This is a genomic window from Fodinicola feengrottensis (assembly GCF_039530045.1).
GTDB lineage: Bacteria > Actinomycetota > Actinomycetes > Mycobacteriales > HKI-0501 > Fodinicola > Fodinicola feengrottensis.
This window is the reverse complement of sequence record NZ_BAAANY010000002.1, coordinates 302,049-326,441: the sequence shown is the minus strand read 5'-3', so window position 1 is coordinate 326,441 and position 24,393 is coordinate 302,049. Positions and strand designations below refer to the sequence as shown.

Genomic DNA, 24,393 nt, shown 5'->3' with positions numbered 1-24,393 from the left:
CGAACGCGTGCCCTGGATCTCGACAGTCTGATCGGAGCGGCATTGTTCGTGGCGCTAGAGCGCTTGGTAAGTCAAAACAATCACGCCATCTGTGCCCACCACCTGGGAATCGACCAACTTCAGCTTCGCGGCCGTACTCGTCTCGCCGAACAGTTTCTCGCCGCCACCCAGCACGGTCGGAAAGACCATCAGCCGATATTCGTCTACCAGCCCACGCTCACCCAACGCGCGTACGAGCTGGCCGCTGCCGTTGACCAACAGCTCGTCGTCGCCGGATTCGCGCAGTTTCGCTATCTCGTCGACGCTTCCCAGCACAGTGGTGTTCGCCCAGGTCGGGCCGGTCAGTGTCGAGGAGAGCACATATTTGGGCATGCTGTTCATTTTCTCCGCGAAACCGGCTTCGTCCTTGACCGTCGGCCAGACCGCGGCGAAGCCGTCGTACGTTTTGCGGCCCAGCAGCAGGGCGTCCGCTTTCTGGACTTCGTCAAGTTTGAACTTGTCGCCTTCTGGGCCGCGGCTGAACTGGAAGGCCCAGCCGGCGCGGTCGAAACCGGGTTCGCCGCCGGGGGAGTCGATGCCGCCGTCGACGGTGATGAATTCCGATACCACGATCCTGCTCATGGTGTTTCTCCTATTTTTTGATGGATCGGTGGAAGTACGTGACAGTAGCGACCATCAGGACGGCTGTCGCGGCGAAGGCCGGGGAGAAACCTACCCGGGCGGCGAGGATGCCGAAACCGGTGGCGCCCAAGCCCCAGCCGCCGTCGTACGACATATTCCACAATGCGCTCACAGTGCCGTAACTGGACGGAGCGACGCGGCTGAGCATCAGGGCGATGCTCGCGTTCTGAGCGGCTCCGAAGCCGATGCCGAAAACCGCCATGCCGGCGAGAATCGCCACTGGATTGTCGGTGACGACAAGTGGGATCAGACCGACGGCGGCGACGAGGGCGGCTGGTACGAGCAGTTTGCCGGCGCCATAACGGTCGCCGAACCGGCCGGCCAACCACCGGCTGCCGGCCGCGGTGGCGGCCTGGACCAGCAGGGCGGTGGCGGCCAGCGAACCGGAGCCGCCGGACACCGCCAGCGGCAGGAAGCCGGCCACGATCCCGCCGGCCATCGCGGTGGTGGCGAACACGATCGCTGGCCGGTTCAATGCGGCCGTACGCAGGCCAGCCACGATGCCGACCGCCGATTCGCCGCTCGGCGCCACCTTGGGCACCCAGCCGATGACGGCGAGGCCGGCGAGCGCGCAGAACCCGCCGACCAGGAAGGCCGCGGTGAAGCCGGCCGCGCTGGCCAGCCACAGCCCGAGCGGCAGCGCCGCGATCGGCGGTAGGCAGGCGACCAGCCCGCTGATGCCCAGGCCCTCGCCCTGGCGTTCCTTGGGCAACAGCAGCGGGACCAGCGCGCCGGAGACCACCATCACGATCGCGAAGCCGGTGCCCCGTACCAGGCTGACCAGCATGATTGTCGCCATCGTTGGCGCGAAGGCGAGGGCCAGCGTCGGCGCGCCGAGCAGCATCAGGCCGGCGGCCAGGACCCAGCGGTAGCCGAACCGGGCCACCAGCCGGGGCGTGGCCAGCTCGGCGACCACGGTCGCGGTCATCAGCAGACCGGTCGACAGACCGGCGCCGACCCCGTTGTCGCCGAGTTTCGCGGTGTAGAGCGGCACCACCGAAAGCAGCAGGTAGAGGCTGGTCAGCGCACCGAAGTTGGCGCCCATGATGAGCAGCAGGGCCCGGCTGAACAGGCGTGGCCGGGTGGCCGGCGTCGTGGTTGTCATAAGAAGGACGCTACGAGCCAACTGGATCGCCGCTAAGCTCCAATTCTATGCCGATCGAGTGGGCCGGTTTGAGTCCGGAGCTGCTGCTGCCCCTGGACCGTACGGCGGAGTTGTCGCTGCGCTGCCAGCTGGAGGGCGGCCTCCGGGAGGCGATCCGCGCCGGCCGGTTGCGGGCCCAGGAGCGGCTGCCGTCGTCGCGGGAGTTGGCCCGGATGCTCGGCGTCTCCCGCGGCCTGGTCCAGGAGTGCTTCGGCCAGCTGCAAGCCGAGGGTTACCTGACGACCCGGGTCGGTTCGGCGACCCGGGTAGCCGAGGGCGCTTGGACCACTCCAGTGACGGCCGCGGCCGCGGCCGCGCCGCCGCGGCTGATCGCGGACTTTCGGCACGGCGTCCCCGACCTGGCCAGTTTTCCGCGCGGCGACTGGCTTTGGGCCCAAAAAGAGATCTGTCGGGAAATGCCGAACGCGGCCCTGGATTACGGGGATCCGCGCGGCATCCTGGAACTACGCGAAGTTTTGGCGTCCTACCTGGGACGGGTAAGAGGAGCGGCCGCGGAGCCGTCCCGGATGGTGGTGTGTACCGGGTTCGCGCAAGGCCTCAATTTGGTTTTGCGAGCACTCGTACAAAAAGGCATCCAGCGGATCGCCTTCGAAGATCCCGGATATGATGAGGACGGGGTGGCCTACCGGCAAAAGGCGCTGGGCATTGAGCCCGTACGCGTGCCAGTCGACGCTTTCGGCGTGGACGTGGAAGCGCTCGCGGCTTCCGGTGCGGACGCGGTGGTCGTGACGCCGGCCCACCAATGGCCGACCGGTGTCGTCCTCACGCCAGAGCGCCGGCAAGCCCTTGTCGCATGGGCGGTTTCTCGGAAGGGAACCATTATCGAGGACGACTACGACGCCGAGTTCCGCTACGACCGCGAGCCGGTAGGTGCACTGCAAGGTCTCGCCCCGGACCGGGTGGTTGCGTTGGGTACGGTCAGCAAATCCCTCGCGCCAACGCTCCGGCTCGGCTGGATCCTCTGCCCACCTTCGCTCAACGCAGCCATTTCTGCGGAAAAACACCTCAGTGACCGCGGCTCGCCCGGACTTGAGCAGCTGGCGGTGGCCAAACTCGTCGAGTCCGGCCGCTTCGACCGGCACTTACGTCGTATGCGAGGGATTTACGCGGCTCGCCGTACGGCATTGGTCGACGCGCTCGCACACCACGCTCCCGCGGTCACGTTGACTGGGCTGGCCGCGGGTTTCCATGCGGTGGCCCATTTACCCGCGGGCGTCGGGGAAAAAGCGGTGATCGAGGCGGCCCGGGAGCGGTTGGTCGGCTTGTACGGCATGAGCGAATGCCGCGCCGGCGGTCGTACCGACCCGGCCCAATTGGTGTTGGGCTTCGGAAACCTGGGAGAACGAGCCATCCGCACCGGCATCGCCACCATCGCGGACTTGCTCAGCTGAACCTGTTCCACGGCGTGGCGCCCGGGCGCGTGGTTTTGATTGACCAGCTACTGCCGGATAAGGAGCAGGATGGATCACAGATTTAGTGAACTTAGTCGTCATATGCAGGAGCAGCATCTTCGATCATTGGCCCTCTCTATCCTTAAACAGTATGGTGCGATGCCAGACAGCGTGCAGCTACTGCAATATGAGGATAATGCGGTCTACTTGGTCGTGCGGAATGGCAAGAGTTATGTGTTGCGCATTTCGGTTGTAGATGGTCGGAGCCCAGCCGCGCAGGCTTCCGAGCTTGAGTGGCTGCTCTCTCTTGCAGCTGAGAAGACGACTGTCGTGCCCACGCCGGTGGCGACTAGGTCGTCGGAGCTGGTCGTAACCAGTGCTCTTAACGGTTCGGATGAGCCTGTAACGTCGGCGTTGTTTGAGTGGATACCCGGCGCCGCCCCGCGACATTTCGGGCCAGAGCTGGCCGCCGAGCTAGGGCGGGTCATGGCTCGACTCCACGAACATGCCTCAGGTTACCGGCCATCTGCCCCATTCGAGCGACCGGCCTGGGGCCATCAGGAAGTCTTCGACCTAGGTGCCACGATGACGTCGGAACTGGCGTGGAGCAGGCTAACCAGCGCAGACCGTTCGATGCTGCGGGAAGTGTCCAAGAAGGTGCGGGACCGTATGCCGACCGTCGGCGACGATTGGGCACTTATCCATGCGGACCTTCACCGAGGCAACGTGGTAGTTATGCCGACCGGAGAAGTGGCCGTGATCGACTTTGACGACTGCGGCTGGGGCCACTATATGCTCGACATCGCAACCATGCTCTCCTCGATCCTGCGTACCTGCTTGGACGACCGCGATGAATATGCTCGTCTAGCGGCGGAGTATCTCGCCGGCTACCGGGAGGTCAGAAACCTTCCAGCATCAAGCAGCGCCCTGAACGAGTTCCTCGTGCTACGCGACATGATCATCCTCAATTTTATGGTGAGTTCCCGCAATGACGCCGTGGTCGCATATATGCCGCAGCGAGGGAACGGAATTCTCGCCCTTATGTGCCGTTACTTGAGGACCGGACTATATGACGGCTTTGTGTCGCTCGAGGTCTAGGTGCCGAACGCGCGGTCGCCCCGGCTGGTAATGCTGATCATCGCGTCGCCTTCTTTACTTGCAGGACTTGGGTTAGAACGGTGGTGGTGGGTATTCGTCGTTGGGTGTGACGTCGTACGTACGACCGGTGGGGCTGGTCCAAAGGAATCGGCCCGGCGTCGGTTGGGTGACGGTCCAGCCGTGTTCTTTGATGTCGTTGTGGAATTTGCATGCTGGTCCGGTGCTGTCGTACGCGGTCTTTCCTTCCGGTTTGCGGAAGGGAATGGTGTGGTCGAACTCGCAGGTGGCGGCTGGTCGGTTGCAGGCGGGGCCGCAGCATCGCTGGTCGCGTGCGTTGACCAGGTCTCGTAGTGCTTGGGTGGGGCGGTAGCGCGTACGGCCATGGTCGATCACCACTCCGCTGATGGGGTCGGTGAGGATTCGGTACCATTCGCTGTTCTGGTCGCCGGCGAGTTCGCGGGCGCGTTGTGCGGTCATGGGGCCGTATCCACTGAGGATTGCGGGGTTGTCGTCCAGGCCCATCAGTGTGGTGGCGTCGACGCGGAGTTCGATTTTGGTGCGTACGTTGCTCGGGACACCCAGACAGAGGTCGGTGAGGGCGTCGGCTCGGAGTGCGTCCATGGTGCGGGTTTCGTCTTTGGTTTTGAGGCTGCGGGCGATGGTGTCGATGATGCGGTAGATCGCCTCTGCGGACTCGGCGGGCAGGAACGCACCCAGCAGAGCCATCCCGTCTTCGCAAGGCTGCTTTTCTACTCGCCTCTCAGAGACCAGTTTCTTGCGGCGGGCTTCGGCAGCGGCCGGGTCGATTTTGATGACCTCCCGCCGGGCCCTGTCCCGGATCGATCGAGGCGTTTTCGAGTCGGCGCCGGGCAGCACCTTCTCTTCGACTTTCCGAGCGTCCTCAGGGCAGAGGTGGCCGACCTGGTCCGCGAACGTGAACGCCTTACGCAGGTCAAGGTCACCGTGAGACATCCCAGCCATGGTGCCCCGCAGCTCATGGACCAGTTGGTACGCCAAATTCAACCGCTTCTGAGCGGCCGACAGGCTCCAGGTCAGTGATGCGGCGATTTCACCGGCCGCGTATTTGGAGAAAGGTGCACCTACGGCGGGTCGGGCGTTGGTGAAGCGGTCCATGAACCGCATCTGCATCGCCTGCGTATACGAAATCACCTTATCCAAGGTTTCGATCGCGGCCAGCGCGGTGTCAGCGTCGACTCGGCCGTACCGGTCGAGTTCTTCCAGCATTTGCAGGGGAACCCAGCTGGGTGGCATGGTGCGCCATGGTTGCTTGTTTGGGTCGGTGAATTCTGGTCGCCTTCGTTTTCTGCTCATGACCCAATTTTACTGGCCGCCACCGACAGTCGGGACGCTGATTTCGTTTCTGTGGATAAGAAAGCCGCCTGTGGAAAAGGGCTACCTATTGCGAAGCGCGCGCTCTGCCAACCAAGCCGAGTGAGGCGTTGGCGGCCGCGGTGAACAACTGGTCGACGTTATTCCACGCAGAATTCGTTGCCCTCCGGGTCGCACATGACGGTCAGCTCGTCACCTTCGCGTACGACGGTGCCGCCGAGCGCAACCAGCCGGGCCACCTCGTCGGCGATCGAGCCTTGCGCGCTCAGGTCGAAGTGTGGCCTGGTGCAGCGGTTCGCTGTTAGGAGAAGGTAGCGGGTCTACTCGGCGAGAATTGTCGTTCGTCGAGCCTATGGACCGGCAGAAATCGCCGATTATGGACCTGTGCACAGGACCATGGATCCTCGCAGAGTGGTGGCATGGATGTGGCGACGGCGGTCGGGTACGTGCATGGGTATTCGGGGGTCGAGACGCGGCGGTTGGGCGATCAGGCCGACACGTTGGCGGAGTTGTTGCATGCTGGCACCCATTTTCCGGCCGGCACGCGGGTGCTGGAGGTTGGCTGTGGGGTCGGCGCCCAGACCGTCCATCTGGTCGCCGGCAGCCCGGCGGCGGACCTGGTCTCGATCGACCTTTCGGTCGAGTCAGTAGCGGTCGCGCGGGCCAGGGTGCCCGCGCCCAATGTCCGGTTCCAGGTCGCTGACCTGCACGATCTGCCGTTCGCGGACGCTGAGTTCGACCACCTTTTCGTCTGTTTCGTGCTCGAGCACCTGGCGGATCCGGTGGCTGCGCTGGCCGCGGTTCGTCGGGTGTTGCGTCCGGGTGGCACGATCACCGTGATCGAGGGCGACCACGGTTCCGCCTTCTTCCACCCCGCCAGCGCGTACGCGCAGGCCACCATCGACTGCCTCGTCGAGCTGCAGGCGCGCGCCGGCGGTGACGGGCTGCTCGGCCGGCAGGTCGAGCCGCTGCTCACCGCCGCCGGGTTCCGGGACGTGGTGGTCCGGCCGCGGACGATGTACGTCGACCGGACCCGGCCGGCGCTGGTCGAGGGCTTCACTCGCAACACGTTTATCGCGATGGTCGAGGGCGTACGCGATGATGCGTTGGCTGCCGGTCTGCTCACCAGCGGCGAGTGGGATCGAGGCATCGCGGACCTTCGCAGGATCGTCGATGGGACGTTCCATTACACGTTTTTCAAAGGTATAGCGGTGAAGTAATGGGCATCGTCGTCAGCTCTGGTAGCCCACGGTCACGTTGCCGGACTCGGCCTGCACGGTGATTCGCCGGCCGGTGGTGCTGGGTTGCCGTACGGACAGGTCGCGGGTGCCCGAGTCGACGGTCGTCACCACGTCGTACGCGTCGGCGGCGGTGCCCGTGCGCGGCACCTTCACCGTCACGTTGCCGGAGTTCGCGCTGGCGCTCACCGACTGTGGTGCCGCCGCAAAGCCCAGGGTCACGTTTCCGGATTCGGCGACCACGGTGGCATTTGTGCTGGTCAAGGCCATGCCTACCACCTCTCCGGAGTCTGCTCGTACGCTCAGTGGCCCGCTCAGACCGGTCGCGGTGACGTTCCCGGACGAGGTGTTGACGGTGGTCCGGGCGGTCAGGTCGCCGATCGTGAGGTCACCGGTGTCGGACTGCACAGCAAGGGTGGTGGCGGCCGGCACGGTGATCGCGTACGCGATCGAGCACTTGCGGCCAAGGACGCTGTCCGGGCATTTGACCGTCACGTGTAGTGAGGATCCACTCCATTGTTCGCTGATGGTCGGCTTCCAGCCCTTGGTCGTCTCCAGGACTCTGTGCACTGACACCTGACCGGCCGGGCCGGCGGCGACCACTATAGTGGCCGCGTCGGCGTCGATGCTCAACGCCGTGATGGGCTGTCGGTAGACCTGGTTCTGCGTCTCCGTGGTGGTGGTCAGCAGTCCCCATCCATAAATGCCAATGCCGACCGCGGCAATAAGGGCGACGATGCCGCCGGTGATCCACCAGACAAAGCGAAAACTTCGGGTGTCGTGCGTTGTGTTTGTCATTTTTGCTATTTCTCTTATCTGATTCGCAGGAATCGCAGCACGGCCAGGACCCGGCGATGGTCGGTGTCCGCGAGCGGCAGGTCAAGCTTGGTGAAGATGCTGTTGACATGTTTGGCGACCGCGCTTTCGCTGATTACCAGCGCACTGGCGACGGCCGAGTTCGAGCGGCCCTGCGCCATCAGCGCGAGAACTTCGGATTCACGTGGCGTCAGCCGGTCGAGCGGGTCGCTTCGGTGCCGGACCAGGATCTGCGACACCACTTCCGGATCCAGGACGGTCCCGCCAGCGGCCACTTGCCGCAGCATGTCTATAAAAGTCGAGACGTCGGCGACCCGGTCCTTCAGCAGGTATCCGACCCCGCTGGTCGGGCCGGACAGCAGCTCGGTGGCATAGCGTTCTTCGACATACTGGGAAAGGACGAGCACCGGCAGCTCCGGGAACTGCCGGCGCAGCACGAGCGCGGCCCGCAGGCCCTCGTCGGTGTGCGACGGCGGCATTCGTACGTCCGCGATCACCAGGTCCGGCTGATCGTTTTGTACGCTAGCAAGCAATGCATCGGCGTCGCCTACCGCGTCCACCACCTCGTCGCCGCGGCTCTCCAGCAGCCGGACCAAACCCTCGCGAAGCAGGATCGAGTCCTCTGCGATCACAATGCGCATGGCAGCTCCGCGGTGATGGTGGTGCCGCCGGCCGGCGGGCTTTTCACGATCAGCCGGCCGTCGACGGCGGCGACCCGCTGGCGAAGCCCACGCAGCCCGCTTCCGGTGTCGTCGTCCGCGGCCCCACCTCGTCCATTGTCCACAATGGTCACTACCAGCTGATTTTCGGTCCGTACGGCGGTGACTTCCACCGCGGTCGCCTGGGCGTGCTTGCTGACATTCGTCAACGCCTCGGACACCACGAAATATGCCACCGCCTCGACGGTCGCCGAAGGTCGCTGCTCGACCGAGACATGCAGTCGTACGGGCACCGGGGATCGGCTGGCCAGTCCGGAAAGCGCCGCGTCCAGGCCTCGATCGTTCAACACCGCGGGGTGCAGACCGCGTACGAAGGAGCGCAGTTCCGCGAGTGTTTGCTTGGCATCCTCGTGGGCAGCGGCGATCACCTTCGCCGCTGGGTCGGTGGAGTCGCCGAGACTTTCCCTGGCGATGCCCAGATTCATCGCCAGCGCGGTGAGCCGTTGCTGCGTACCGTCATGGAGATCCCGCTCGATCCGCCGCCGTTCGGCATCAGCCGCATCGATCGCGCCGGCTCGGCTGGCGGTCAGGGTTTGCACCCGGTGCGCCAAAGTCTCGGCCCGGCGCGGTCCAAGCAGCCATCTCGCCAGCAGAACGTCCACAGTGGACAGTCCACGGGCCACCCAGGGTGCGGAGAAAAGCAGCGTCAGACCGCCCGCGGTGAGCGCGATCTCGACGACCGCGTCCGACCGGTCGAGCATCATCCACGCGTACGCCGGCAGAAGTGCCAGTGCGCCGCCGACCGTCCACATTGTCACGACCGCGACGGTGCCGATGACACTGACTGGCAACGCCAGCAGGTGATAGCCGAGTTGCCGGCCGGTCCGCCAGCTCAGGGCCCGGTCGAAGACCCGCTGGAACCGACCGGCCGCCGGCACCGACGGGGCCGGCTCGGCGAGCGCGATCTCGACGCCAAGCAGGGCGCCGAACCGGGACCGTTGCGCCCGGCTGAAGCCATTCGCGCAGTACGCCAGCGCGGCGAGCGTTCCCAACGCTGGCACCACCGTCGGCGCCAACGCGACGGTGAGCGCGCCCAGAAATGCCGTCACCGCGAAGCCGGCGGCGGCCAGCGGCAGCCCCGCGGTCAGGTGCGCGGTCGCCCGCCAGCCGGCCGGCCGGACCGGCGCCAGCAGCAAGCTGGTCGCGATCCGGCCGCCGGCGGGGCCGTGGGAAGTGGTAGGCACCCCATAACGGTAAGGAGCCGGGCCGGCCCAGCGCCATGGCACCGGCCCCCCGTCCCGCCCTGTACCTAGCTTCACCCCTGGATCGGGGTGGGGGTGGGTCGTACGATCGCCAGCGCGCAGAGCGCGATCATGGCGGCCGCGCACAGCCAGGCGAACAGGTCGCCGACAGCGCTGTAGATGGTCCAGGTGCCGCGGATGGGTACGTACGCGATCATGTTCTGCTGCGGCGTGCTGAAGAAGTTCGTGGTCGCGAGGGCGACTCCGCGATTGTCCGTGGTCACAGCGATGCCGTTGCTGGCCTGCCGTACGACGGAGTAGCCGTTTTCGACCGCTCGGAAGACCGCGTTCTCCGAGTGCATCTTCTCGATGCCCTGCCAGTCGTTCGCCGGCACGAGCATGATGTCGGCCTGGCCGCCGGAGGGGCGCAGCGTGCCAGGGAAGTCGGCGTCGAAACAGATGACGTTGGCGAGGCGCCCGAACGGGGTGCTCGCCACCGGCACTTTGCCGTCACCGGCTGGAAAGTCCTCCAGGCCAGGCACCGGATGCGCCTTGTCGAACTCCCACAGCGCTTTTCCGTTCGGGTCCACCAGAACCGCCATGTCGCGGGTGTATGGCGCGTTGTCCAGGATCACGCCGACGCCCATCTCCAGATAGACGTGCTGGGTTCGGGCGAAGTCGGCGGCCCTGCTGAGCAGCGCTGGCAGATCGTCGTGCAAGGTCAGCGCGCCGGCTTCCGGCCAGACGATGATTTTCGCGCCAGCGTGGGCTTCCACTGTGCTTCGCAGGAACAGGTCGTCGGTCACGAACGCGAATGCCCTGCGCAGCTGGGGTTTCTGGTCCGGCGTGACATCGGGAGTGTGGAAATTGTCCAGCGCCTGCTTACTTTGCCTTGCCTGCACCGAGGAGCTGACGCCGGCTACCCGTACGGTCTGCTTGGCCGCTGGCGCGACCGCGAGGCGAATCCCGCCGCCGAGCAGCACCAGCCCAAGGAGCGCGGTGAAAGCGAGAGTAACGGTACGGATTTTCCACCAGGACAGCCGCTTTTCCAACGCCAGGTTGGCCACCGGCGCGGCCCAGGCCATCAGGAAGCTGATGCCGTAAATGCCGGTCACCGAGACCAACTGCAGCAGCGGCAGGTTCGCCGACTGGGTGCCCGCCAGTGGGCCGAAAATCGTACCGAAAGGGCTCACCGCGGCCACCAGGAACTCGGTGGCGACGCGAGTGGTGGGAAAGATGAGAGTGGCCAGCAGCGGGGTGAGACGAGCGAACAACAACCTGTCAACCAACAGTGGCAACGTCAGGATCGTGGAGATCGCCAGGCAGCCAAAGAGAATGGGTCCGAAGGAGAATCTGTTGCCCGCGAAAAGGAAAACCACGGTCGCGACCGCGGACGCGAGCCAGCTGCATCCAAAACCAAGCAGGATGCCGCTGCTGCGGGTGAAACGCATCAGGCAGATCAGGAACAGCCAGCCGGCGATCGAGATCGACCAGTCGTTGTGCAGGGCGAAACCGCCCAGTGCGGCGCCGGCCGCCAACCACAGGTATTTCCGCCATCCGACCGCGAACCGGCCGGGATCCGTCACTGAGTTCGTCATGCGGTCCAGCCTGTCCGCCCCGACCGGCACCGTCACTGGCGTTGAGTTCCGAGTTGGACTGCAGCTGTCTACACCACGATGCTGAGGAATTCCGCCCGGGACTGCGGCACGTCCTTGATGACACCGGAAAGTGCCGACGTCTTGGTGATCGCGCCGGCCGCTCGTACGCCCCGGAGCGTCATGCACATGTGCTCCGCCTCGATCACCACACCCACGCCTTTGGGCGACAGTTGGTCCTCGAACCAGTTCGCCACCTGTTTGGTGAGGCGCTCCTGGACCTGTGGGCGGCGGGCGAATTTCTCGACTATCCGGGCGATTTTGGAGAGTCCGACGATCCGGTCGGCCGGAATGTAGCCGACGTGCGCGATGCCGGTGAAGGGCAGCAGATGGTGCTCGCACACCGACTGCATCGGGATTGACTTCACCACGATCAGCTCGTCATAGCCTTCGTCGTTGGGAAAAGTCGTCACCTCGAACGGGCGCGGGGTGAGCATCGCGGCGTAGGCCTCGGCCATCCGCTGCGGGCTTCTGCGCATTTCCGGGTTGTCGCAGGAGACCCCGAGCGCGGCCAGGAAATCCTCGGCGGCGCGGGCCGCGGCTGGCAGGCCGACGGGGCTGTCGACCACCTGCACGTCGGGGTAGCTGATACTCATACCTTGCCTCCGGCTCTAACGGACACTAATCTCTACGTTAGAGAACGAGGTTTGGAGCGTCAAGCAACTTGCCGGCGAGAAGGCGGAAGATGGGTGAGTTCGAGCGGAGCGTGACCGGGATCGGTGCCCTCGCTGAGCCGGTACGCCGTGAGCTCTACTTTTTCGTGTGTGGTCAGGACACCGCGGTTAGCCGTGACCAGGCCGCGGACGCCGTCGGGGTGCCCCGGCATCAGGCGAAGTTCCACCTCGACAAGCTGGCGGCGGAGGGCCTGTTGGAGGCTGACTACGCCCGCCTCGACGGTCGCACCGGGCCCGGTGCTGGACATCCTTCCAAGCTTTATCGCAGAGCAACCAACGAAATCTCGGTGTCCCTGCCGCGCCGCCAGTACCAGCTGGCCGGCCTGTTGATGGCCGACGCGATCACCGACGCGGCCCGGACGGGCGCGCCGGTGTTGGACGCGCTCGACCAGGCGGCCGCCACGCAGGGCGCGATTATTGGTCGTACGGCTGCGAAACGGCAGGAAGGCGACGTTCTTGGGTCGGCGGTTGAGGCCCTTGCCGAGAACGGATACGAGCCACGGCGCGAAAACGAGCGCGTGGTGCTCGCGAACTGCCCGTTTCACGCGCTCGCCGCGGTGCATACCGAGCTGGTGTGCCGGATGAACCGCGCCCTGGTCGCCGCGCTCGCCGGTGCGTTGGCGCCGGACCGCCTCCAGGTCGTTCTCGAGCCGGCCGCGGACCGTTGCTGCGTGGTGCTGACAGCTTCACCGCATCGTTAGAACAGTGGTTCGGCCGGCGACCGATGAGGTGCTGGCCGTTCAGGCTCGATCCTGGCAAATATGGCTGGCGTTCCTCGTGGTGGAGCGTATATTGTCTGACAGGATGACAGTCAGACAAGAGGAGTGAGCATGCCGCCGTACGACGTGGTGACCTTCGACAACTACGGGACGTTGACGGACTGGGAGGGCGGGGCTGCGCAGTTCCTCTACCAGTTGGCGTTGCGCAACGGCGACGCCGAGCTGGTGCCGGGGGTGCAGTTGCAGCGGGAGTTCGAGCGCATCCAGTTCGACATCCTCGGCAGCGGCTATCGGACGTACAAGCAGGTGTTGGCGCAGGCGCTCGCGGAGGTCTGCGAGCAGCACGGCTGGGCGTACGACGACACCCTTGGGCGCGACCTGGCCAACGCGATGCGGTCGTGGCCGTCCTTTATGGACACCTATCCGGCGCTGACCAGGGCAAAGGCGGCTGGGATGAAGCTCGCCATCCTGTCCAACACGGACCGCGACATCATTTCGCACAGCATCCGCCAGCACCGGGTAGCGTTCGACTTCGTGATCACCGCCGAGGACGTGGGCACGTACAAGCCGGACGTGGCCTTCTTTTCGTACGCGCTGGAGCGGATCGGGGTGCCGGCGGATCGGGTCCTGCACGTGGCTTTCGGCTTCAAATATGACAATGCGCCGGCGAAGAAGCTCGGCCTGACCACCGCCTGGGTCAACCGGCACCATGAGCGGCAGCCGGACGGCGTCGCGGCCGACCACATGTGGCGGGACCTGTGGCCCTTGGCCCGCCTCGCGGACGGGCAGAGCATTCCGGAGTGAGCGCCCTCCAGGTCACCAGTACGACCGACGCGTTGGTCGCCGAGCTGCGCGGCCAGATTCTCGGCGGCCAGCTGCGGCCGGGGGAGCCGATCCCGGAGATCGCGCTGGCCCAGCGGTACGAGGTGGCCCGGCCGACGGTCCGCGCGGCGCTGCAGACGCTGGTGAACCGCGGTCTGCTCGTACGCGAGCATGGCCGGTCGGCGCGGGTGCCGGTGCTGTCCGTCGCGGACGTGGATGACCTGTATTTCATGCGCACGCCGCTGGAGCTGCTGACGGTCAGCACGCTGGCCGAGCGCGGGATCGACGCCATGGCGGCGGACCGGATGCTGGCCCGGCTAGCCGCGATGGGGCCGCAGGCCAGCTGGGCGCAGCGGGTGCAAGCGCATACCGACTTCCACATCGCGTTGGTCGACGCGGTGGGGAGCCCGCGGTTGAGTCGGCTCTACGCGGTCGTACATGAGGAGATGCAGCTGTGCCTCGCGCAGTTGCAGTCGACCTACCCGGCGCCGACCGCGTTGATCGACGAACACCGACAGCTGCTCGCGGCGATCCGCTCCGGCGATCCCGAGGTCGCCCGTACCGAGATGCTGGCTCACATGCGGCGTGCCCGGGACGCATTTGCGGCAACCCACTGATCGGCTGATTTAGCCCGACAAAAGGTGACTTAATAGGTGCCCTATCGGGCGAGTTTGAGTTTTTGGTCCGGATCAACCGCAATCGGCCTGGAACTTTCCTACCGAACCCGTGCGTCGGTATTGAATAATGGCCACTGTTGTCCGTCCGAGGAGGGGTCCACGTCATGGCCGATGCCGGCCGCTCACCGTCCAGGTGGTCGCCGCGCCGCGGGGGTTCGCGTCAGTGGTGGTCGCCGGCCGCGCTGGTCGCGGTCCTCGCCGCCGGCCTGCTCGCGATCGGACCGTGGACACCGTTGGCCACGATCGGCCTCGGCGGCGGTTGTGCGTACGCGGCAGCCGGCTCGCACGTCGGCGTCATAGTCGACTTCAGCGGCCAAGGCGGGTACCCACAGCCCTCAGTCTCCTGTGCTGACTGGTCTTCCGGCATCACGCCGGTGGGCGTACTGATGGCCAAGTTCGACCCCACGGGGAAGAACTCGGACCGGGTCGGTCTCGACGCCAATCGGAATGTCTGCAAGATCAACACCATTCCAGCGGACGGCTGCACCCCAAATGCGTCCGGCTACTGGGTGTTCGCGTACTCGAAGACCGGCAATGGCGCCTGGGCGTCCTCCGGTCAATCGCAGAGTTCCCCTGTTGACAATGGTGCCGTGGTCGGCTGGAAGTACGTCGCGGGCCCGCCGCCCTCCACGCCGCCAGCCGCGGCACCACTGCCCGGGGTCGCACCGGACATCAATAAGACCTGCCCGGTTGCGACCGCGTCCCCGACGCCCACCCCGAGCCACTCGGCCACCCCGAGACCGACCCCGTCGCCCACTCCGGCGGCCAACAGCAACACCAACACCGCCCCCGGGACGGGTTCGTACCCGTCGTACCCGCCCACCACGTACGGGCCGGGCTCGACCACCTCGGGGTTGCCCACCCAGCCGGCCGTGCCCGGCGCCGGTGACGGCGGCATCGGCTCTACCGGCGGTTTCGGCGACCAGGGCGCTCAAACGCCCGGCGTGAACCCCAAGCCGGCCGCGGCCACCTTCGACACCCGCGGCTGGACCCGCTGGGGCCTGATCCTGGTCGCTGCCGGCATGGCGCTGGTGATGGTCACCGGTGGCCTGTTCACCAGCAACCTGATCCTGTCCCGACGGGCCTCCGCCAAGAAGGGCCGCCACCGCGTCTCCACCCGCCGGCTCGCCGTCTAGCCCTCGCCCTCCGCGAACAGCGGACAGTTACCAGGCCTTGGCCACGTCGGCGACCGCCTTGAGCAGGAGTTCCTCCATTGCGAGGGCGGCCCGGTCGGGGTCTTGGGCGCGGATGGCGTCGACGACGGCGCGGTGGCTGGGGACGGGGTCGTCGGCGGCGAGTACGCCGTGCACGATGCGGTCCCGTTCGGCGAGGCCGGTTTCGATCACCACCTCCATCCGGACCAGCAGTTCGTTGTGAGTGGTGGCCAGCAGCAGGCGGTGAAAGGCGAGGTCGGCGACGACGGCGGCCGCCGGGTCGGCGGCGGCGGACATCTGGGTGAGGCCGGCGTCCAGGCGCGCCAGGTCCTGGTCGGTACGCCGGACGGCGGCTAGCCGGGCCGCGCCGGGTTCCACGATGGTGCGCAGGTCATGCAGGTCCGTGAAGAGGCCGGGCTCGGCCCGCTGACCGAACTGCCAGCGCAGTACGTCCGCGTCCAGCAGGCTCCAGTCGGCCCTCGGGCGTACGAACGTGCCGCGTTTGGGACGGGCATCGATCATGCCTTTCGCGGCCAGCACGCGCAGGGCTTCGCGCATCACGGTCAGGCTGACGTCGAACTCGTGCTGCAGCGCCCCGAGGTCGAGGGTGGCGCCCTCGGGGAGCTGTCCGGACAGGATCCGGCCGGCGATGGTCTCGACCGTCTGCCCGTGCACTCCGCGCCCCGCGTATTGCCCCATTCCGGTCGTATCCCCTCGCCACTATTCATTAATTACGAAGATATCTTGACAGTGGGAACTCCGGCGCGGCAACCTTTGCGAAACACGAGTTCACCCGCCCACCGCATGGGTTGCGGGCGAGTGCTGGCGCCCGGGAGGGTCCACAATGATCCACAGTCAAGTCAGCCGGCGTGGTTTTCTGGCGGGCCTCGGCGGGGTGGGGGCGGCCGCCGTGTTGGGCGGGTGCGCGACCGCGCCGACCGCGGGTGGTGGCGGCTCGGACTCTCTGGTGCTGCAGTCGTCGCTGTCCGACGCGGCGCCCAAGGCCGCGCTGACGAAGATCGTGCAGGGCTACGGCAAAGCGAAAGTCACCCTCAACACCATCGCGATCGAGTCCTTCCGCGCCCAACTGCCGACCTACCTGAACTCCGGCAACCCGCCGGACGTGCTGACCTGGTACGCCGGATCGGTCGCCCGCGACTACGCGAAGAAGGGCTTCCTGCTGGACGTTTCGGATCTGTGGAAGGGGAACGGGCCGTTGGCGAACTATTCGCCGGCGTTGCGTGAGCTGTCCAGTGCGGCCGACGGCAAGCAGATCTTCGTACCGACCAGCTACTACTGGTGGGGGATTTTCTATCGGAAGTCGGCGTTCGCCAAATGGGGCGTACGGCCGGCGACCAGCTGGACCGAATTCATCGCGCTCTGCCACACATTGAAGAGCAAAGGCGTCAATCCGCTGACGATGGGCACCGGCTCGACGCCGTGGGTGGCGTCCGGCTGGTTCGACTACCTGAACTTGCGGGTCAACGGCGCCACCTTCCATCGCGACCTGCTGGCCGGCAAACATTCCTTCGACGGCCCCGAAGTGCGCAAGGTGATGGACTACTACAAACAGCTGCTGCCGTTCTTCGATCCCAAGGGCCGGTCATATTCCTGGCAGGATGCCGTCACCCCTTTGGTGAACCAGAGCGCCGGGATGTATTTGATCGGTGCTTTCGTGACCCAGTCGGTGCCCAAGAACCTCGTCGACGACATCGACTTCTTCCAGGTGCCGATCATCGATCCGGCCGTGCCGACCGCCGAGGAGGCGCCCACCGACGGGTTCTTCGCCAGTGCGAAGTCGCAGAATGTCAGCGGCGCCAAGGATTTGCTGTCGTTCCTCGCGTCGCCGGCCAGCCAGGAGACCTTTATCAAGCTGTCCAACTCGTCGAACCTGCCCACCTCGCCGCTGGTGAGTACGACCGGATTCTCCCCGCTCGTACAAAAAGGTGTCCAGTTGCTCACTGGCGCGAAGGCGATCACCCAGTTCTTCAACCGTGACTCCAGCGACGAGCTGCAGACCACCGCCGACACCGCGCTGACGAAATTCCTGGACTCTCCCCAGGATGTCTCGACGATCCTGGCCGGCTGGCAGTCGTCGGCGCAGAAGGTGCTCTCGTCGTGACGGTGGCGCTTTCGGCGGTCGTACGTCGGCGCGTTCGCCGTCGAGTGCCGTGGCCGGTCTGGGTTTTCCTGCTCATCCCGGCCGCGGTCGAGCTGGGCTGGGTTTTCTGGCCCGGTATCAACAGTTTCTACCTGTCGCTGACCAAATGGAACGGCCTCGGCGCGCCGCTGTCGGTCGGGACCAAGAACTACACCGATCTGTTCGCTGACGATGTTTTTCGGCAGGCGCTGGGAAACAACGTGATCTGGGCGATCGGCTTCGGTGGCCTCTCGGTGGCCGGCGGGCTGGCGCTCGCGGTGGCGCTGAACCGGCCACGCCGTGGCGTCGGCATCTACCGCAGCGCGATCTACCTGCCGATGGTGTTCTCGCTCGCCGTCACCGGACTGTTCTGGCGGGTCCTTTATCAGCCGGACGGCACCATCAACGCGGCTCTTGGCTTGGTGGGGCTGAAAAGCTGGGAACATCAGTGGCTCGCTGACCCGAACACCGCACTTTATGCCGTCCTGGTCGCCGCCGTCTGGAGGCAGGTCGGGTATGTCATGGTGCTCTACCTGGCCGGTCTGAAAGGCTGCGACCCATCCCTGGATGATGCGGCGGCGGTGGACGGAACCACGCCGTGGCAACGATTCCGGTACGTCGTGTGGCCGCAGCTGCGGGGCGTGAACACGGTCATCTTTGCGGTCACGGTGATCGATTCGTTGCGTACGTTCGACATTGTCTGGGCGATGACGCAGGGCGGCCCGTACCACTCGTCGGAGCTGCTCAGCACTTACATGTTCGAGCAGGGATTCACGTTCCTGAATCTCGGCTACGCGTCGGCGATCGCGGTGGTGATCTTCGCGCTGGCGATCCTTTTCATCATTACCTATCTCGTCCGCGCCACCCGGCAGGAGGACTGATGGCCGCGCAGATCGTGCTGGAAGCGCCACCAAAAGAGCCGCCCGTACGACCGGTGAAGATTGCCCGGAAACGGCGCCGCGGCTGGGTTTTCCACGCGGTGATGACACCGTTGACGCTGCTCTGGGTGGCGCCGATGCTTTTCGTGGTACTCATAGCGGTCCGGTCTTTCGACGATATTTCCGCGCGTGGCCTCGCGGCCCTGCCGGATTCGTTTGACCTGGGCGGTTTCGTCACCGCGGTGGGCGACGGCGGCATTGCCCTGGCGCTGGTGACCAGCGCCGAGGTGACCGTGCCAGCGGTGGTTTTGAGTCTCTGGCTGGCATCGATGGCCGCCTTTGCGCTCAGCCGCTACCGCATTCCGGGCCGGCGCGCGATTTTGCTGACCATGCTGGCCGGCAACCTGCTGCCGCCGCAGATCCTGCTTATCCCGGTGGCCCGGATCAGCGAGTCCTTGGGCATCTACGACAGCCTGGTCGGACTTGTTGCCATCCATGTTGGTTTTGGGCTTGGTTTTTACACTTTCGTGCTGCACGGTTTCATGCGCTCGATCCCGACCGAGATCACCGACGCGGCGAAGATCGACGGCGCCGGTACGGTCCAGATCTACGCGCGGATCATCATGCCACTGTGCCGCCCGTCGCTGGCCGCACTGGCTGCGCTCGCGACCACCTGGATCTTCAACGACCTGATCTGGTCGATCACGGTTCTGCGTACCCAGGCCAAATTCCCGGTCACCGCTGCCCTACTCAATTTGCAGGGCGGCTATGTCAGCAACTGGAACGTCGTCGCCGCCGGCTCCATCCTCGCCGCGATCCCCACCGCGATCGTCTTCTTCGCCTTCCAACGCCACTTCGTCTCCGGCCTCCTGGTCGGCTCCACCAAGTAGACACAAGCGGAAAAGCCTGCACGGCAGCACCGCTTGCGAGGAGATTTCGCGGTCCGCAAGGTGAATTCCGCTCTCCTTGAGCAGTGGCAGTACGAGGTGACCTCGGGAGGTCGCAGCTGGTACTGCCCCGATCCGGCCCGCCGGATCGGCTGGATCACCTGGGCCGGAACGGGGCACCCGAAGGCGACTGACTGAAACAGTCCGGGCCGTTCCGGTGGGACGGAACGGCCCGGACGTTGGTCGCTGGTCAGGCTCCGCCGCCCGGATGGTCGGTGGCCAGCGGAATCTGTGGCGACGGCGGCGCGTCGGTCCAGCCGATGCTCAGGTAGTCAGTGCCAGCGACGAGCCTGCTGGCCGCACCGTTGCCGGCGCCGACAGGGAGCGACTCCTCAGCCAGCAGCATGCCGGTCTGCGGACTGATGATCAGCCGGTCTTCGCGGCTGCCGCTAGGACTCGCGAAGGTGAAAGTCACCGTGTCGCCGCTGCGGCCCTGGTTGTCCTTGGTGGTCCCGAGGCTCTTGACACCGGTGACCGTCGCCAGCATCTTGTACGCGGCGGAGCGGGTTCCGGCCGTGACCGGGCTGGTGAGGATCTGGCTGGCAACCCTGAACAACCACTCGTCCTGAGACCAGGCCTCGTCCGAGGTGGGCTTGCGGTTCTTGAAAATGTCGACGAGATAGGCCTTCAGCGCGGCCGAGTTGGTAGGCAGTGCCTGAAGCTGGGTGACGGTGAAGCGTTTGTTGTCATCACCCAGCCAGTAGGTGTCGTCGCCCATGCCCTTGGTGTTCAGGCGGTCTGCCTTCCCCGGCGCCGCGCTCCGCGGATAGGGCTTCGCCCCCTTCTTCGCGGCCGGGGGAAGCACGTTGAATGTCGATGGCGCGCCGTCACGTTTCCAGGCAGCCGCGTCGGTGGCAGTGGCAGGTGCCGCACCGAGGTACTGATGGACCTGCCAGCTGTCGTCTGCGGCGGACTTGGCTGCCCACTCGTCATACCGCTCCTTGATGACGATCGCGTAGCGGTTGTCCGCCGGGCCGGCGATCTCGCCGTCCAGGGCAACGGTTTGGGCCAGCCAGAAGCGGCCCGAAGCGGGTTGACTGCTGGAGTTGTCAGCCGCGGCGAGCAGAATGTCCTGCGCGGACGACCGGGCGTTGGTGCCCGCCGGATGGGTGGTGGTTGGCAGGCTGCCGGAGATCGAACCGGTGGCCAGCACGGCGACCGCGACGGCGCCGGCGAGCCCCGTGGCCACGCCGAAGCCGATCCCGGCGCGTACGACGGTTCGCCGGGTGGTCGAGCGCCGTTCGATCGGCTGGGCGAAAGCAGCGTGGAGCTGGCGGTCCCGGCGGTTCGGGTCGGGGAGTGGGTCGAGCTGGTCGGGGCGGGACGCGGACAGCTGGTTCATGACGTCGTTCTTCATCGGGCTATCTCCTTGGCGAAAGCAGGTATCAGGGCTGGTGCGGGCTCCGCGGCGGAGTCGGCGAGTGCCGTCTCCAGGCGGCGGCGCGCGCGGTGCAGCCGTACGAAGTAGGTGGGTTGACTGCAGCCGACGACCTTGGCCGCGTCCCGCGAGCTGAGGCCGTGCCACGCGACCAGGGTGAGCAGCTCACGGTCCGCCTCCGGCAGCGACGCGAGGGCCCGCAGTACGGCAGCCCGCTCGGTGACGCCGTCCGCGATATCGTTCGCGGGATGCTCGACCGCCGCCCAGGTCACCATCTCGGCCTGCAGCGACTCGTCCCGCGCGGTGGCCCGGAACTGCTGCCGGACCACGTTGCGGGCGACGCCCAGCAACCACGGCAGTGTCGGTTCGGGTATGTCGTCAAGTCGCCGCCAGGCGACCATGAAGGTGTCGTTGACCGCTTCGTCCGCGAGTTGACGGCCGGCGCGACTCACTACGTACGCGTGCACATTCGGATGCCACGTGTCGTAAAGCGCGGTGAAGCGTTCGATTCTGGAAGGATCCATACGCTCTTCCCCGGCTCCTTTGCCCTTGACTGTGTTGTCACTGGGCAATGGCGGCGAGCCCGGCGGTTCTTACGCCCTATTCAAAATCACGGTGGCAAGTACGGGGAAGTGGTCGGATGCTTCCCGGCCAGGTTCGTAGCGGAGCGTACGAGTGGAGATCGTCGGCCGCGGCCGGCAGCCGTTCTCGTTCAGGTGCCCGACGTAGTCCAGGACGTTGCTGTAGTGCCGGTAGCGGCGCCCGGTCAGCGGGTTCGCGGTGCCGTCGAAGGTGGCCGCGTGGATGGGTCCGTCCGGCTGGATCCGGCCGCCGACCACGGCGTTCGCGTCCACATGATCGGTGCCCACTGGCCCCGGCCGGCCGTGCTGGTCGGCTGCGAAGTATTCGATGTTCAGGTCGCCGGCGAGCAGCATGGGGACCGTCTTGGGCGCGGTCTGGGACACGAAGGCGCGCAGCTCGGCCAGCTGCGCCATCCGGACGGCGTGCCGGTTGCCGCGCTCGTCGGCCTGCAGGTGGGTGGCCGCCAGCCAGAGCGGCCCGGCCGGCGCGTCCAGTGACACCAGTGCGACGCCCTTGTTCGACAGGGCGTCGGTGGTGGCCGGTTGGTACGAGCGAAACGTGTGATGGTGGCGGTCCAGGATCGGGAACCGGGACAGCACGCGTACGCCGCCACCGACCAGCCGGCTGACCGTGCCGCGCCGGCCCGATCCGGTCCGGCCAACCTGCGGGGTGACGTGGTAGCCGGCCGCCCGTAGCCTCGCCACCAGCGCGCCGGCCGGCCGGTTGAAGGCCTCGTTGAGCACGACGACATCCGGATCGGCCCGCTCGACGACTTCGGCGGCCAGCTCGGCACGCCGGCGCGAGCCGGTGACCGGCAGCTGCAGAACGTTGAAGACGAGCAGGCTGATCGCCATCTAGGCAGGGTGCTGGCCGGGTGACATCTTTGTCAAGTGTCTTGGACGTACGTACAAACCGTTACCGTGCGCCGGTGGGCTGGCGCTGCCGGGCCGAGGCCACCAGATAGTCGGTGAACTGGTCCAGCACCTGCCGGGCGCTGTCGCCGTCCCGGTCGACCACCCAGCTGAGGGTGGCGCCGTCGATGATCGTGTACGTGTAGCGGGCCAGCAGCGGCAGGTCCACGGTCCATTCCACGCCGGCCGCCGCCGCGACCGCCTCCAGGAACCCCGTGGCGGCCCGGAAGTAGTTCGCGTACTGCCGGCGGGTCAGCTCGATCAGCTCCGGCCGGCGCAGCGCGTACTGGGTCAGCTCGTACGTCAGCTGGTGGACGCCGGGGTTGGCCTCCACCTCCTCCCAGTACGCGCCGACGCTGGCCCGCAGCGTCTCGCGCAGGTCGGAGTGCGGTCGTACGACGCCGATCACGGCGTGCACGTTCCGCTCGTTGATCGTGTCGATGACTTGCAGCAACAGCTCTTCCTTGGAACGGAAGCAGTAGTGGAAGAAGCCCAGCTGCATGCCGGCCTCGGTCACGATGGCCCGAGTGGTCGCCTTGGCGACGCCATCTCGGGCCATCACCCGGATCGCCGCCTCGATCAGTTCGTGGCGGCGCTCCTGGGCGGACACCCTTGCCATACTCGTCGTATCCCTACTCCAGCACGATTCTTGTCGTTGACAGCCTGGACTTGTCGGTCCGTACAGGTCAAACCGGTCAGGACAGTACGGTGTTCACGGCCAGCGCGACGATCACTGCGCTGGAGACGTACGCGCTGATCAGCCGGCCTTTCGCGGTGGTCAGCAGGCGGCCGAGCAACGCCCCGCCGCCGGCCAGGGTGAGCTGCCAGCTGGCCGACGCGACGAACGCGGCGACCGCGAAGGCGAGCTCTTCGGGCAGTGTCAGCGCGCCGGACCTGCGGCCGATCACCAGCGCCGCGAAGTAGAGCACCGTGGTCGGGTTGAGCAGGGTCAGGCCCAGGACGACCGCGTACGCCCGAAAAGGCGTGCTCACCATGGCACCCGGTGGCGCTTCGGTCTGGTCGCGGAAATGCCTGGTCGCGGCCCATGTCGTACGGACGGCGAGGCCGATCAGTACGACCACCGAGACCCACCGCAGCGGTGCCGCGATTGGGGCGATGACGCCGGCCAGCGCGGCGCCGCCGAGGGTCGCGATCAGGGCGTACCCGCCGTCCGCGGTGGCTACCCCGAGACCGGCGGCGGCGCCGACCCGGAGCGAGACGCGCGCGCTGAGGGTGACAAGCAGAGTGCCGATGGCGCCGATCGGGATGGCGACGGCATAGCCGGCCACCAACCCCGCGACGATCGCCGCGATCACGGTCGGTGGCGGGGGACGTGACCGGCACCGGAGCAGCGCTGCTGTCGCGTCGTACGAGTGGTCGTACGAACGCGGATCTGCATCGACAGCTCGGAAATGGTCACCGACGAAGTGTGATTGGTGCCGTTCGGACCGGGCAACCGGATTTCTTCGGGCGAAAAACCTCTGAGACCGAGGGATAGGGTGGGACACATGCTGAAACTCATCGGCGCCGGGTTCGGCCGGACCGGCACCCTCTCCCTGAAGACCGCGCTGGAGCAGATCGGTTTCGGGCCGTGCTATCACATGGCCGAGCTGATCGACAATCCCGAGCGGATGGCGCACTGGACGCCGATCATCGAAGGCAAAAAGCCTGACTGGGAGCACATTTTCGCTGGATATCCGGCAACCGTGGACTGGCCGGCGGCCGCGTACTGGCGCGAGCTGGTGGCCGCCTATCCGGACGCGAAGGTGCTGCTCTCGGTCCGCGACCCGCAGAAGTGGTACGACAGCGTCGACAACACCATCTACTACGTCTACAAGCTGATGCGGGATCCGAGCCAGTTGCCGCCGGCCATGCAGGAGCGGTTCGCGAGCCAGTCGCCCGGCGAGCGCATGCGGCTGCTCCAGGAGCTGATCTGGGACGGCACCTTCCAGGGGCGCTTCGAGGACCGCGACTTCGCCGTCTCGGTCTTCGAAAAGCACAACCAGCAGGTGATCGACGCGGTGCCCGCGGACCGGCTACTGGTCTACCAGGTGGGGCAGGGATGGGGCCCGCTGTGCGACTTCCTCGGCGTACCGGTGCCCGATGGTGACTTCCCACGGGTCAACGAGGGCACCGAGTTCCGGGCCCGGATCACCGAGGGGCTGACGCCGGCCGATCCGCACTGACCTGTAGCGGTCAGATCACTGGCTGAAACCG

At 66.3% G+C, this 24,393-nt stretch carries 26 protein-coding genes and 1 pseudogene; 12 read left to right on the top strand and 15 right to left on the bottom strand.

Going from position 1 to position 24,393, the window contains the following annotated elements; genetic code table 11:
• Positions 1 to 54 precede the first annotated feature (54 nt).
• Both ABD301_RS03985 and ABD301_RS03980 read right to left on the bottom strand, forming a co-directional pair.
• Positions 55 to 621 carry a dihydrofolate reductase family protein gene (locus ABD301_RS03985; protein WP_344307214.1) on the bottom strand — a complete coding sequence of 189 codons (567 nt, stop codon included), beginning with the start codon at positions 619 to 621 and terminating at the stop codon, positions 55 to 57.
• Positions 622 to 631: 10 nt separating this feature from the next.
• Positions 632 to 1,786 carry an MFS transporter gene (locus ABD301_RS03980; RefSeq protein WP_344307212.1) on the bottom strand — a complete coding sequence of 385 codons (1,155 nt, stop codon included), beginning with the start codon at positions 1,784 to 1,786 and terminating at the stop codon, positions 632 to 634.
• A 47-nt stretch (positions 1,787 to 1,833) separates the two neighbouring features.
• Between ABD301_RS03980 and pdxR the strand changes: the two genes are divergently transcribed.
• Positions 1,834 to 3,237 carry a MocR-like pyridoxine biosynthesis transcription factor PdxR gene (gene pdxR, locus ABD301_RS03975; protein ID WP_344307210.1) on the top strand — a complete coding sequence of 468 codons (1,404 nt, stop codon included), beginning with the start codon at positions 1,834 to 1,836 and terminating at the stop codon, positions 3,235 to 3,237.
• Between the two features lie 159 nt (positions 3,238 to 3,396).
• Entirely contained in the window at positions 3,397 to 4,335 is a 939-nt protein-coding gene (locus ABD301_RS03970) for a phosphotransferase enzyme family protein (RefSeq protein ID WP_163567333.1), read from the top strand.
• 72 nt (positions 4,336 to 4,407) lie between these two features.
• On the opposite strand, the gene ABD301_RS03965 is transcribed toward ABD301_RS03970, so the two are convergent.
• Both ABD301_RS03965 and ABD301_RS03960 read right to left on the bottom strand, forming a co-directional pair.
• On the bottom strand, positions 4,408 to 5,667 hold the full coding sequence (locus ABD301_RS03965) for a DUF222 domain-containing protein (protein ID WP_279579509.1): 1,260 nt from the start codon (positions 5,665 to 5,667) through the stop codon (positions 4,408 to 4,410).
• Positions 5,668 to 5,825: 158 nt separating this feature from the next.
• Positions 5,826 to 5,960, bottom strand: a pseudogene (locus ABD301_RS03960) (VOC family protein); the annotation flags it as partial.
• A gap of 144 nt (positions 5,961 to 6,104) precedes the next feature.
• Here ABD301_RS03960 and ABD301_RS03955 point away from each other — a divergent pair.
• Positions 6,105 to 6,905 carry a methyltransferase domain-containing protein gene (locus ABD301_RS03955; RefSeq protein ID WP_344307206.1) on the top strand — a complete coding sequence of 267 codons (801 nt, stop codon included), beginning with the start codon at positions 6,105 to 6,107 and terminating at the stop codon, positions 6,903 to 6,905.
• 12 nt (positions 6,906 to 6,917) lie between these two features.
• Here ABD301_RS03955 and ABD301_RS03950 read toward each other — a convergent pair whose 3' ends face one another.
• From ABD301_RS03950 to folE, 5 genes are all read right to left on the bottom strand, one after another.
• Entirely contained in the window at positions 6,918 to 7,721 is an 804-nt protein-coding gene (locus ABD301_RS03950; protein ID WP_344307204.1) for a DUF4097 family beta strand repeat-containing protein, read from the bottom strand.
• A gap of 14 nt (positions 7,722 to 7,735) precedes the next feature.
• Positions 7,736 to 8,380, bottom strand: a complete 645-nt coding sequence (locus ABD301_RS03945; RefSeq protein WP_163567337.1) for a response regulator — start codon at positions 8,378 to 8,380, stop codon at positions 7,736 to 7,738.
• Entirely contained in the window at positions 8,368 to 9,642 is a 1,275-nt protein-coding gene (locus ABD301_RS03940) for a sensor histidine kinase (protein ID WP_344307202.1), read from the bottom strand. Before ABD301_RS03940 ends, ABD301_RS03945 begins: the two co-directional genes overlap by 13 nt.
• Positions 9,643 to 9,713: 71 nt before the next feature.
• Positions 9,714 to 11,237, bottom strand: a complete 1,524-nt coding sequence (locus ABD301_RS03935) for a nitrilase-related carbon-nitrogen hydrolase (protein WP_344307200.1) — start codon at positions 11,235 to 11,237, stop codon at positions 9,714 to 9,716.
• Positions 11,238 to 11,305: 68 nt separating this feature from the next.
• Positions 11,306 to 11,890, bottom strand: coding sequence for a GTP cyclohydrolase I FolE (gene folE, locus ABD301_RS03930; RefSeq protein ID WP_163567340.1), 585 nt, complete (start codon positions 11,888 to 11,890; stop codon positions 11,306 to 11,308).
• 89 nt (positions 11,891 to 11,979) lie between these two features.
• Between folE and ABD301_RS03925 the strand changes: the two genes are divergently transcribed.
• From ABD301_RS03925 to ABD301_RS03910, 4 genes are all read left to right on the top strand, one after another.
• Positions 11,980 to 12,669, top strand: a complete 690-nt coding sequence (locus ABD301_RS03925) for a helix-turn-helix transcriptional regulator (RefSeq protein ID WP_344307197.1) — start codon at positions 11,980 to 11,982, stop codon at positions 12,667 to 12,669.
• A gap of 129 nt (positions 12,670 to 12,798) precedes the next feature.
• Positions 12,799 to 13,491, top strand: a complete 693-nt coding sequence (locus tag ABD301_RS03920; protein ID WP_344307195.1) for a haloacid dehalogenase type II — start codon at positions 12,799 to 12,801, stop codon at positions 13,489 to 13,491.
• A complete protein-coding gene (locus ABD301_RS03915) occupies positions 13,488 to 14,126 on the top strand; it encodes a GntR family transcriptional regulator (protein WP_163567341.1) in 639 nt (212 codons plus the stop codon). Before ABD301_RS03920 ends, ABD301_RS03915 begins: the two co-directional genes overlap by 4 nt.
• A gap of 164 nt (positions 14,127 to 14,290) precedes the next feature.
• Positions 14,291 to 15,322 carry a hypothetical protein gene (locus tag ABD301_RS03910; protein ID WP_344307192.1) on the top strand — a complete coding sequence of 344 codons (1,032 nt, stop codon included), beginning with the start codon at positions 14,291 to 14,293 and terminating at the stop codon, positions 15,320 to 15,322.
• Between the two features lie 27 nt (positions 15,323 to 15,349).
• Here the strand turns inward: ABD301_RS03910 and ABD301_RS03905 are convergent, their stop codons facing one another.
• Positions 15,350 to 16,039 carry a FadR/GntR family transcriptional regulator gene (locus ABD301_RS03905; protein ID WP_344307190.1) on the bottom strand — a complete coding sequence of 230 codons (690 nt, stop codon included), beginning with the start codon at positions 16,037 to 16,039 and terminating at the stop codon, positions 15,350 to 15,352.
• A gap of 145 nt (positions 16,040 to 16,184) precedes the next feature.
• Between ABD301_RS03905 and ABD301_RS03900 the strand changes: the two genes are divergently transcribed.
• The 4 genes from ABD301_RS03900 to ABD301_RS03885 are packed head-to-tail and all read left to right on the top strand — an operon-like array spanning position 16,185 to position 19,443.
• A complete protein-coding gene (locus ABD301_RS03900; RefSeq protein WP_344307188.1) occupies positions 16,185 to 17,462 on the top strand; it encodes an ABC transporter substrate-binding protein in 1,278 nt (425 codons plus the stop codon).
• On the top strand, positions 17,459 to 18,361 hold the full coding sequence (locus ABD301_RS03895) for a carbohydrate ABC transporter permease (RefSeq protein ID WP_279579518.1): 903 nt from the start codon (positions 17,459 to 17,461) through the stop codon (positions 18,359 to 18,361). The genes ABD301_RS03900 and ABD301_RS03895 overlap by 4 nt, the downstream gene beginning before the upstream one ends.
• Entirely contained in the window at positions 18,361 to 19,248 is an 888-nt protein-coding gene (locus ABD301_RS03890) for a carbohydrate ABC transporter permease (protein WP_344307185.1), read from the top strand. Before ABD301_RS03895 ends, ABD301_RS03890 begins: the two co-directional genes overlap by 1 nt.
• Before the next feature lie 33 nt (positions 19,249 to 19,281).
• Positions 19,282 to 19,443, top strand: a complete 162-nt coding sequence (locus tag ABD301_RS03885; RefSeq protein ID WP_344307183.1) for a hypothetical protein — start codon at positions 19,282 to 19,284, stop codon at positions 19,441 to 19,443.
• A 52-nt stretch (positions 19,444 to 19,495) separates the two neighbouring features.
• Here the strand turns inward: ABD301_RS03885 and ABD301_RS03880 are convergent, their stop codons facing one another.
• The 5 genes from ABD301_RS03880 to ABD301_RS03860 form a co-directional block, all read right to left on the bottom strand.
• Positions 19,496 to 20,662 (bottom strand): CU044_5270 family protein, encoded by a 1,167-nt coding sequence (locus tag ABD301_RS03880; RefSeq protein ID WP_344307181.1) that lies wholly within the window; start codon positions 20,660 to 20,662, stop codon positions 19,496 to 19,498.
• A complete protein-coding gene (locus tag ABD301_RS03875; protein ID WP_163567345.1) occupies positions 20,659 to 21,207 on the bottom strand; it encodes an RNA polymerase sigma factor in 549 nt (182 codons plus the stop codon). Before ABD301_RS03875 ends, ABD301_RS03880 begins: the two co-directional genes overlap by 4 nt.
• Before the next feature lie 69 nt (positions 21,208 to 21,276).
• On the bottom strand, positions 21,277 to 22,119 hold the full coding sequence (locus tag ABD301_RS03870; protein WP_344307178.1) for an endonuclease/exonuclease/phosphatase family protein: 843 nt from the start codon (positions 22,117 to 22,119) through the stop codon (positions 21,277 to 21,279).
• Between the two features lie 61 nt (positions 22,120 to 22,180).
• On the bottom strand, positions 22,181 to 22,786 hold the full coding sequence (locus tag ABD301_RS03865) for a TetR/AcrR family transcriptional regulator (RefSeq protein ID WP_163567348.1): 606 nt from the start codon (positions 22,784 to 22,786) through the stop codon (positions 22,181 to 22,183).
• An 85-nt stretch (positions 22,787 to 22,871) separates the two neighbouring features.
• On the bottom strand, positions 22,872 to 23,492 hold the full coding sequence (locus tag ABD301_RS03860) for a LysE family transporter (protein WP_344307175.1): 621 nt from the start codon (positions 23,490 to 23,492) through the stop codon (positions 22,872 to 22,874).
• A gap of 192 nt (positions 23,493 to 23,684) precedes the next feature.
• Here ABD301_RS03860 and ABD301_RS03855 point away from each other — a divergent pair, with 192 nt between their 5' ends.
• Positions 23,685 to 24,362, top strand: a complete 678-nt coding sequence (locus tag ABD301_RS03855; protein WP_163567350.1) for a sulfotransferase family protein — start codon at positions 23,685 to 23,687, stop codon at positions 24,360 to 24,362.
• Positions 24,363 to 24,393 lie beyond the last annotated feature (31 nt).

What these genes read in the sequence shown, in the direction of transcription:
- ABD301_RS03920 (WP_344307195.1), top strand. Translation starts at nt 12,799, where the DNA reads ATGCCGCCGTACGACGTGGTGACCTTCGACAACTACGGGACGTTGACG.
- ABD301_RS03935 (WP_344307200.1), bottom strand. Translation starts at nt 11,237, where the DNA reads ATGACGAACTCAGTGACGGATCCCGGCCGGTTCGCGGTCGGATGGCGG.
- ABD301_RS03855 (WP_163567350.1), top strand. Translation starts at nt 23,685, where the DNA reads ATGCTGAAACTCATCGGCGCCGGGTTCGGCCGGACCGGCACCCTCTCC.
- ABD301_RS03925 (WP_344307197.1), top strand. Translation starts at nt 11,980, where the DNA reads ATGGGTGAGTTCGAGCGGAGCGTGACCGGGATCGGTGCCCTCGCTGAG.
- ABD301_RS03965 (WP_279579509.1), bottom strand. Translation starts at nt 5,667, where the DNA reads ATGAGCAGAAAACGAAGGCGACCAGAATTCACCGACCCAAACAAGCAA.
- ABD301_RS03905 (WP_344307190.1), bottom strand. Translation starts at nt 16,039, where the DNA reads ATGGGGCAATACGCGGGGCGCGGAGTGCACGGGCAGACGGTCGAGACC.
- ABD301_RS03985 (WP_344307214.1), bottom strand. Translation starts at nt 621, where the DNA reads ATGAGCAGGATCGTGGTATCGGAATTCATCACCGTCGACGGCGGCATC.
- ABD301_RS03945 (WP_163567337.1), bottom strand. Translation starts at nt 8,380, where the DNA reads ATGCGCATTGTGATCGCAGAGGACTCGATCCTGCTTCGCGAGGGTTTG.
- ABD301_RS03875 (WP_163567345.1), bottom strand. Translation starts at nt 21,207, where the DNA reads ATGGATCCTTCCAGAATCGAACGCTTCACCGCGCTTTACGACACGTGG.
- ABD301_RS03910 (WP_344307192.1), top strand. Translation starts at nt 14,291, where the DNA reads ATGGCCGATGCCGGCCGCTCACCGTCCAGGTGGTCGCCGCGCCGCGGG.
- ABD301_RS03890 (WP_344307185.1), top strand. Translation starts at nt 18,361, where the DNA reads ATGGCCGCGCAGATCGTGCTGGAAGCGCCACCAAAAGAGCCGCCCGTA.
- ABD301_RS03970 (WP_163567333.1), top strand. Translation starts at nt 3,397, where the DNA reads ATGCCAGACAGCGTGCAGCTACTGCAATATGAGGATAATGCGGTCTAC.
- ABD301_RS03880 (WP_344307181.1), bottom strand. Translation starts at nt 20,662, where the DNA reads ATGAAGAACGACGTCATGAACCAGCTGTCCGCGTCCCGCCCCGACCAG.
- ABD301_RS03955 (WP_344307206.1), top strand. Translation starts at nt 6,105, where the DNA reads ATGGATGTGGCGACGGCGGTCGGGTACGTGCATGGGTATTCGGGGGTC.
- ABD301_RS03980 (WP_344307212.1), bottom strand. Translation starts at nt 1,786, where the DNA reads ATGACAACCACGACGCCGGCCACCCGGCCACGCCTGTTCAGCCGGGCC.
- folE (WP_163567340.1), bottom strand. Translation starts at nt 11,890, where the DNA reads ATGAGTATCAGCTACCCCGACGTGCAGGTGGTCGACAGCCCCGTCGGC.
- ABD301_RS03900 (WP_344307188.1), top strand. Translation starts at nt 16,185, where the DNA reads ATGATCCACAGTCAAGTCAGCCGGCGTGGTTTTCTGGCGGGCCTCGGC.
- ABD301_RS03870 (WP_344307178.1), bottom strand. Translation starts at nt 22,119, where the DNA reads ATGGCGATCAGCCTGCTCGTCTTCAACGTTCTGCAGCTGCCGGTCACC.
- pdxR (WP_344307210.1), top strand. Translation starts at nt 1,834, where the DNA reads ATGCCGATCGAGTGGGCCGGTTTGAGTCCGGAGCTGCTGCTGCCCCTG.
- ABD301_RS03950 (WP_344307204.1), bottom strand. Translation starts at nt 7,721, where the DNA reads ATGACAAACACAACGCACGACACCCGAAGTTTTCGCTTTGTCTGGTGG.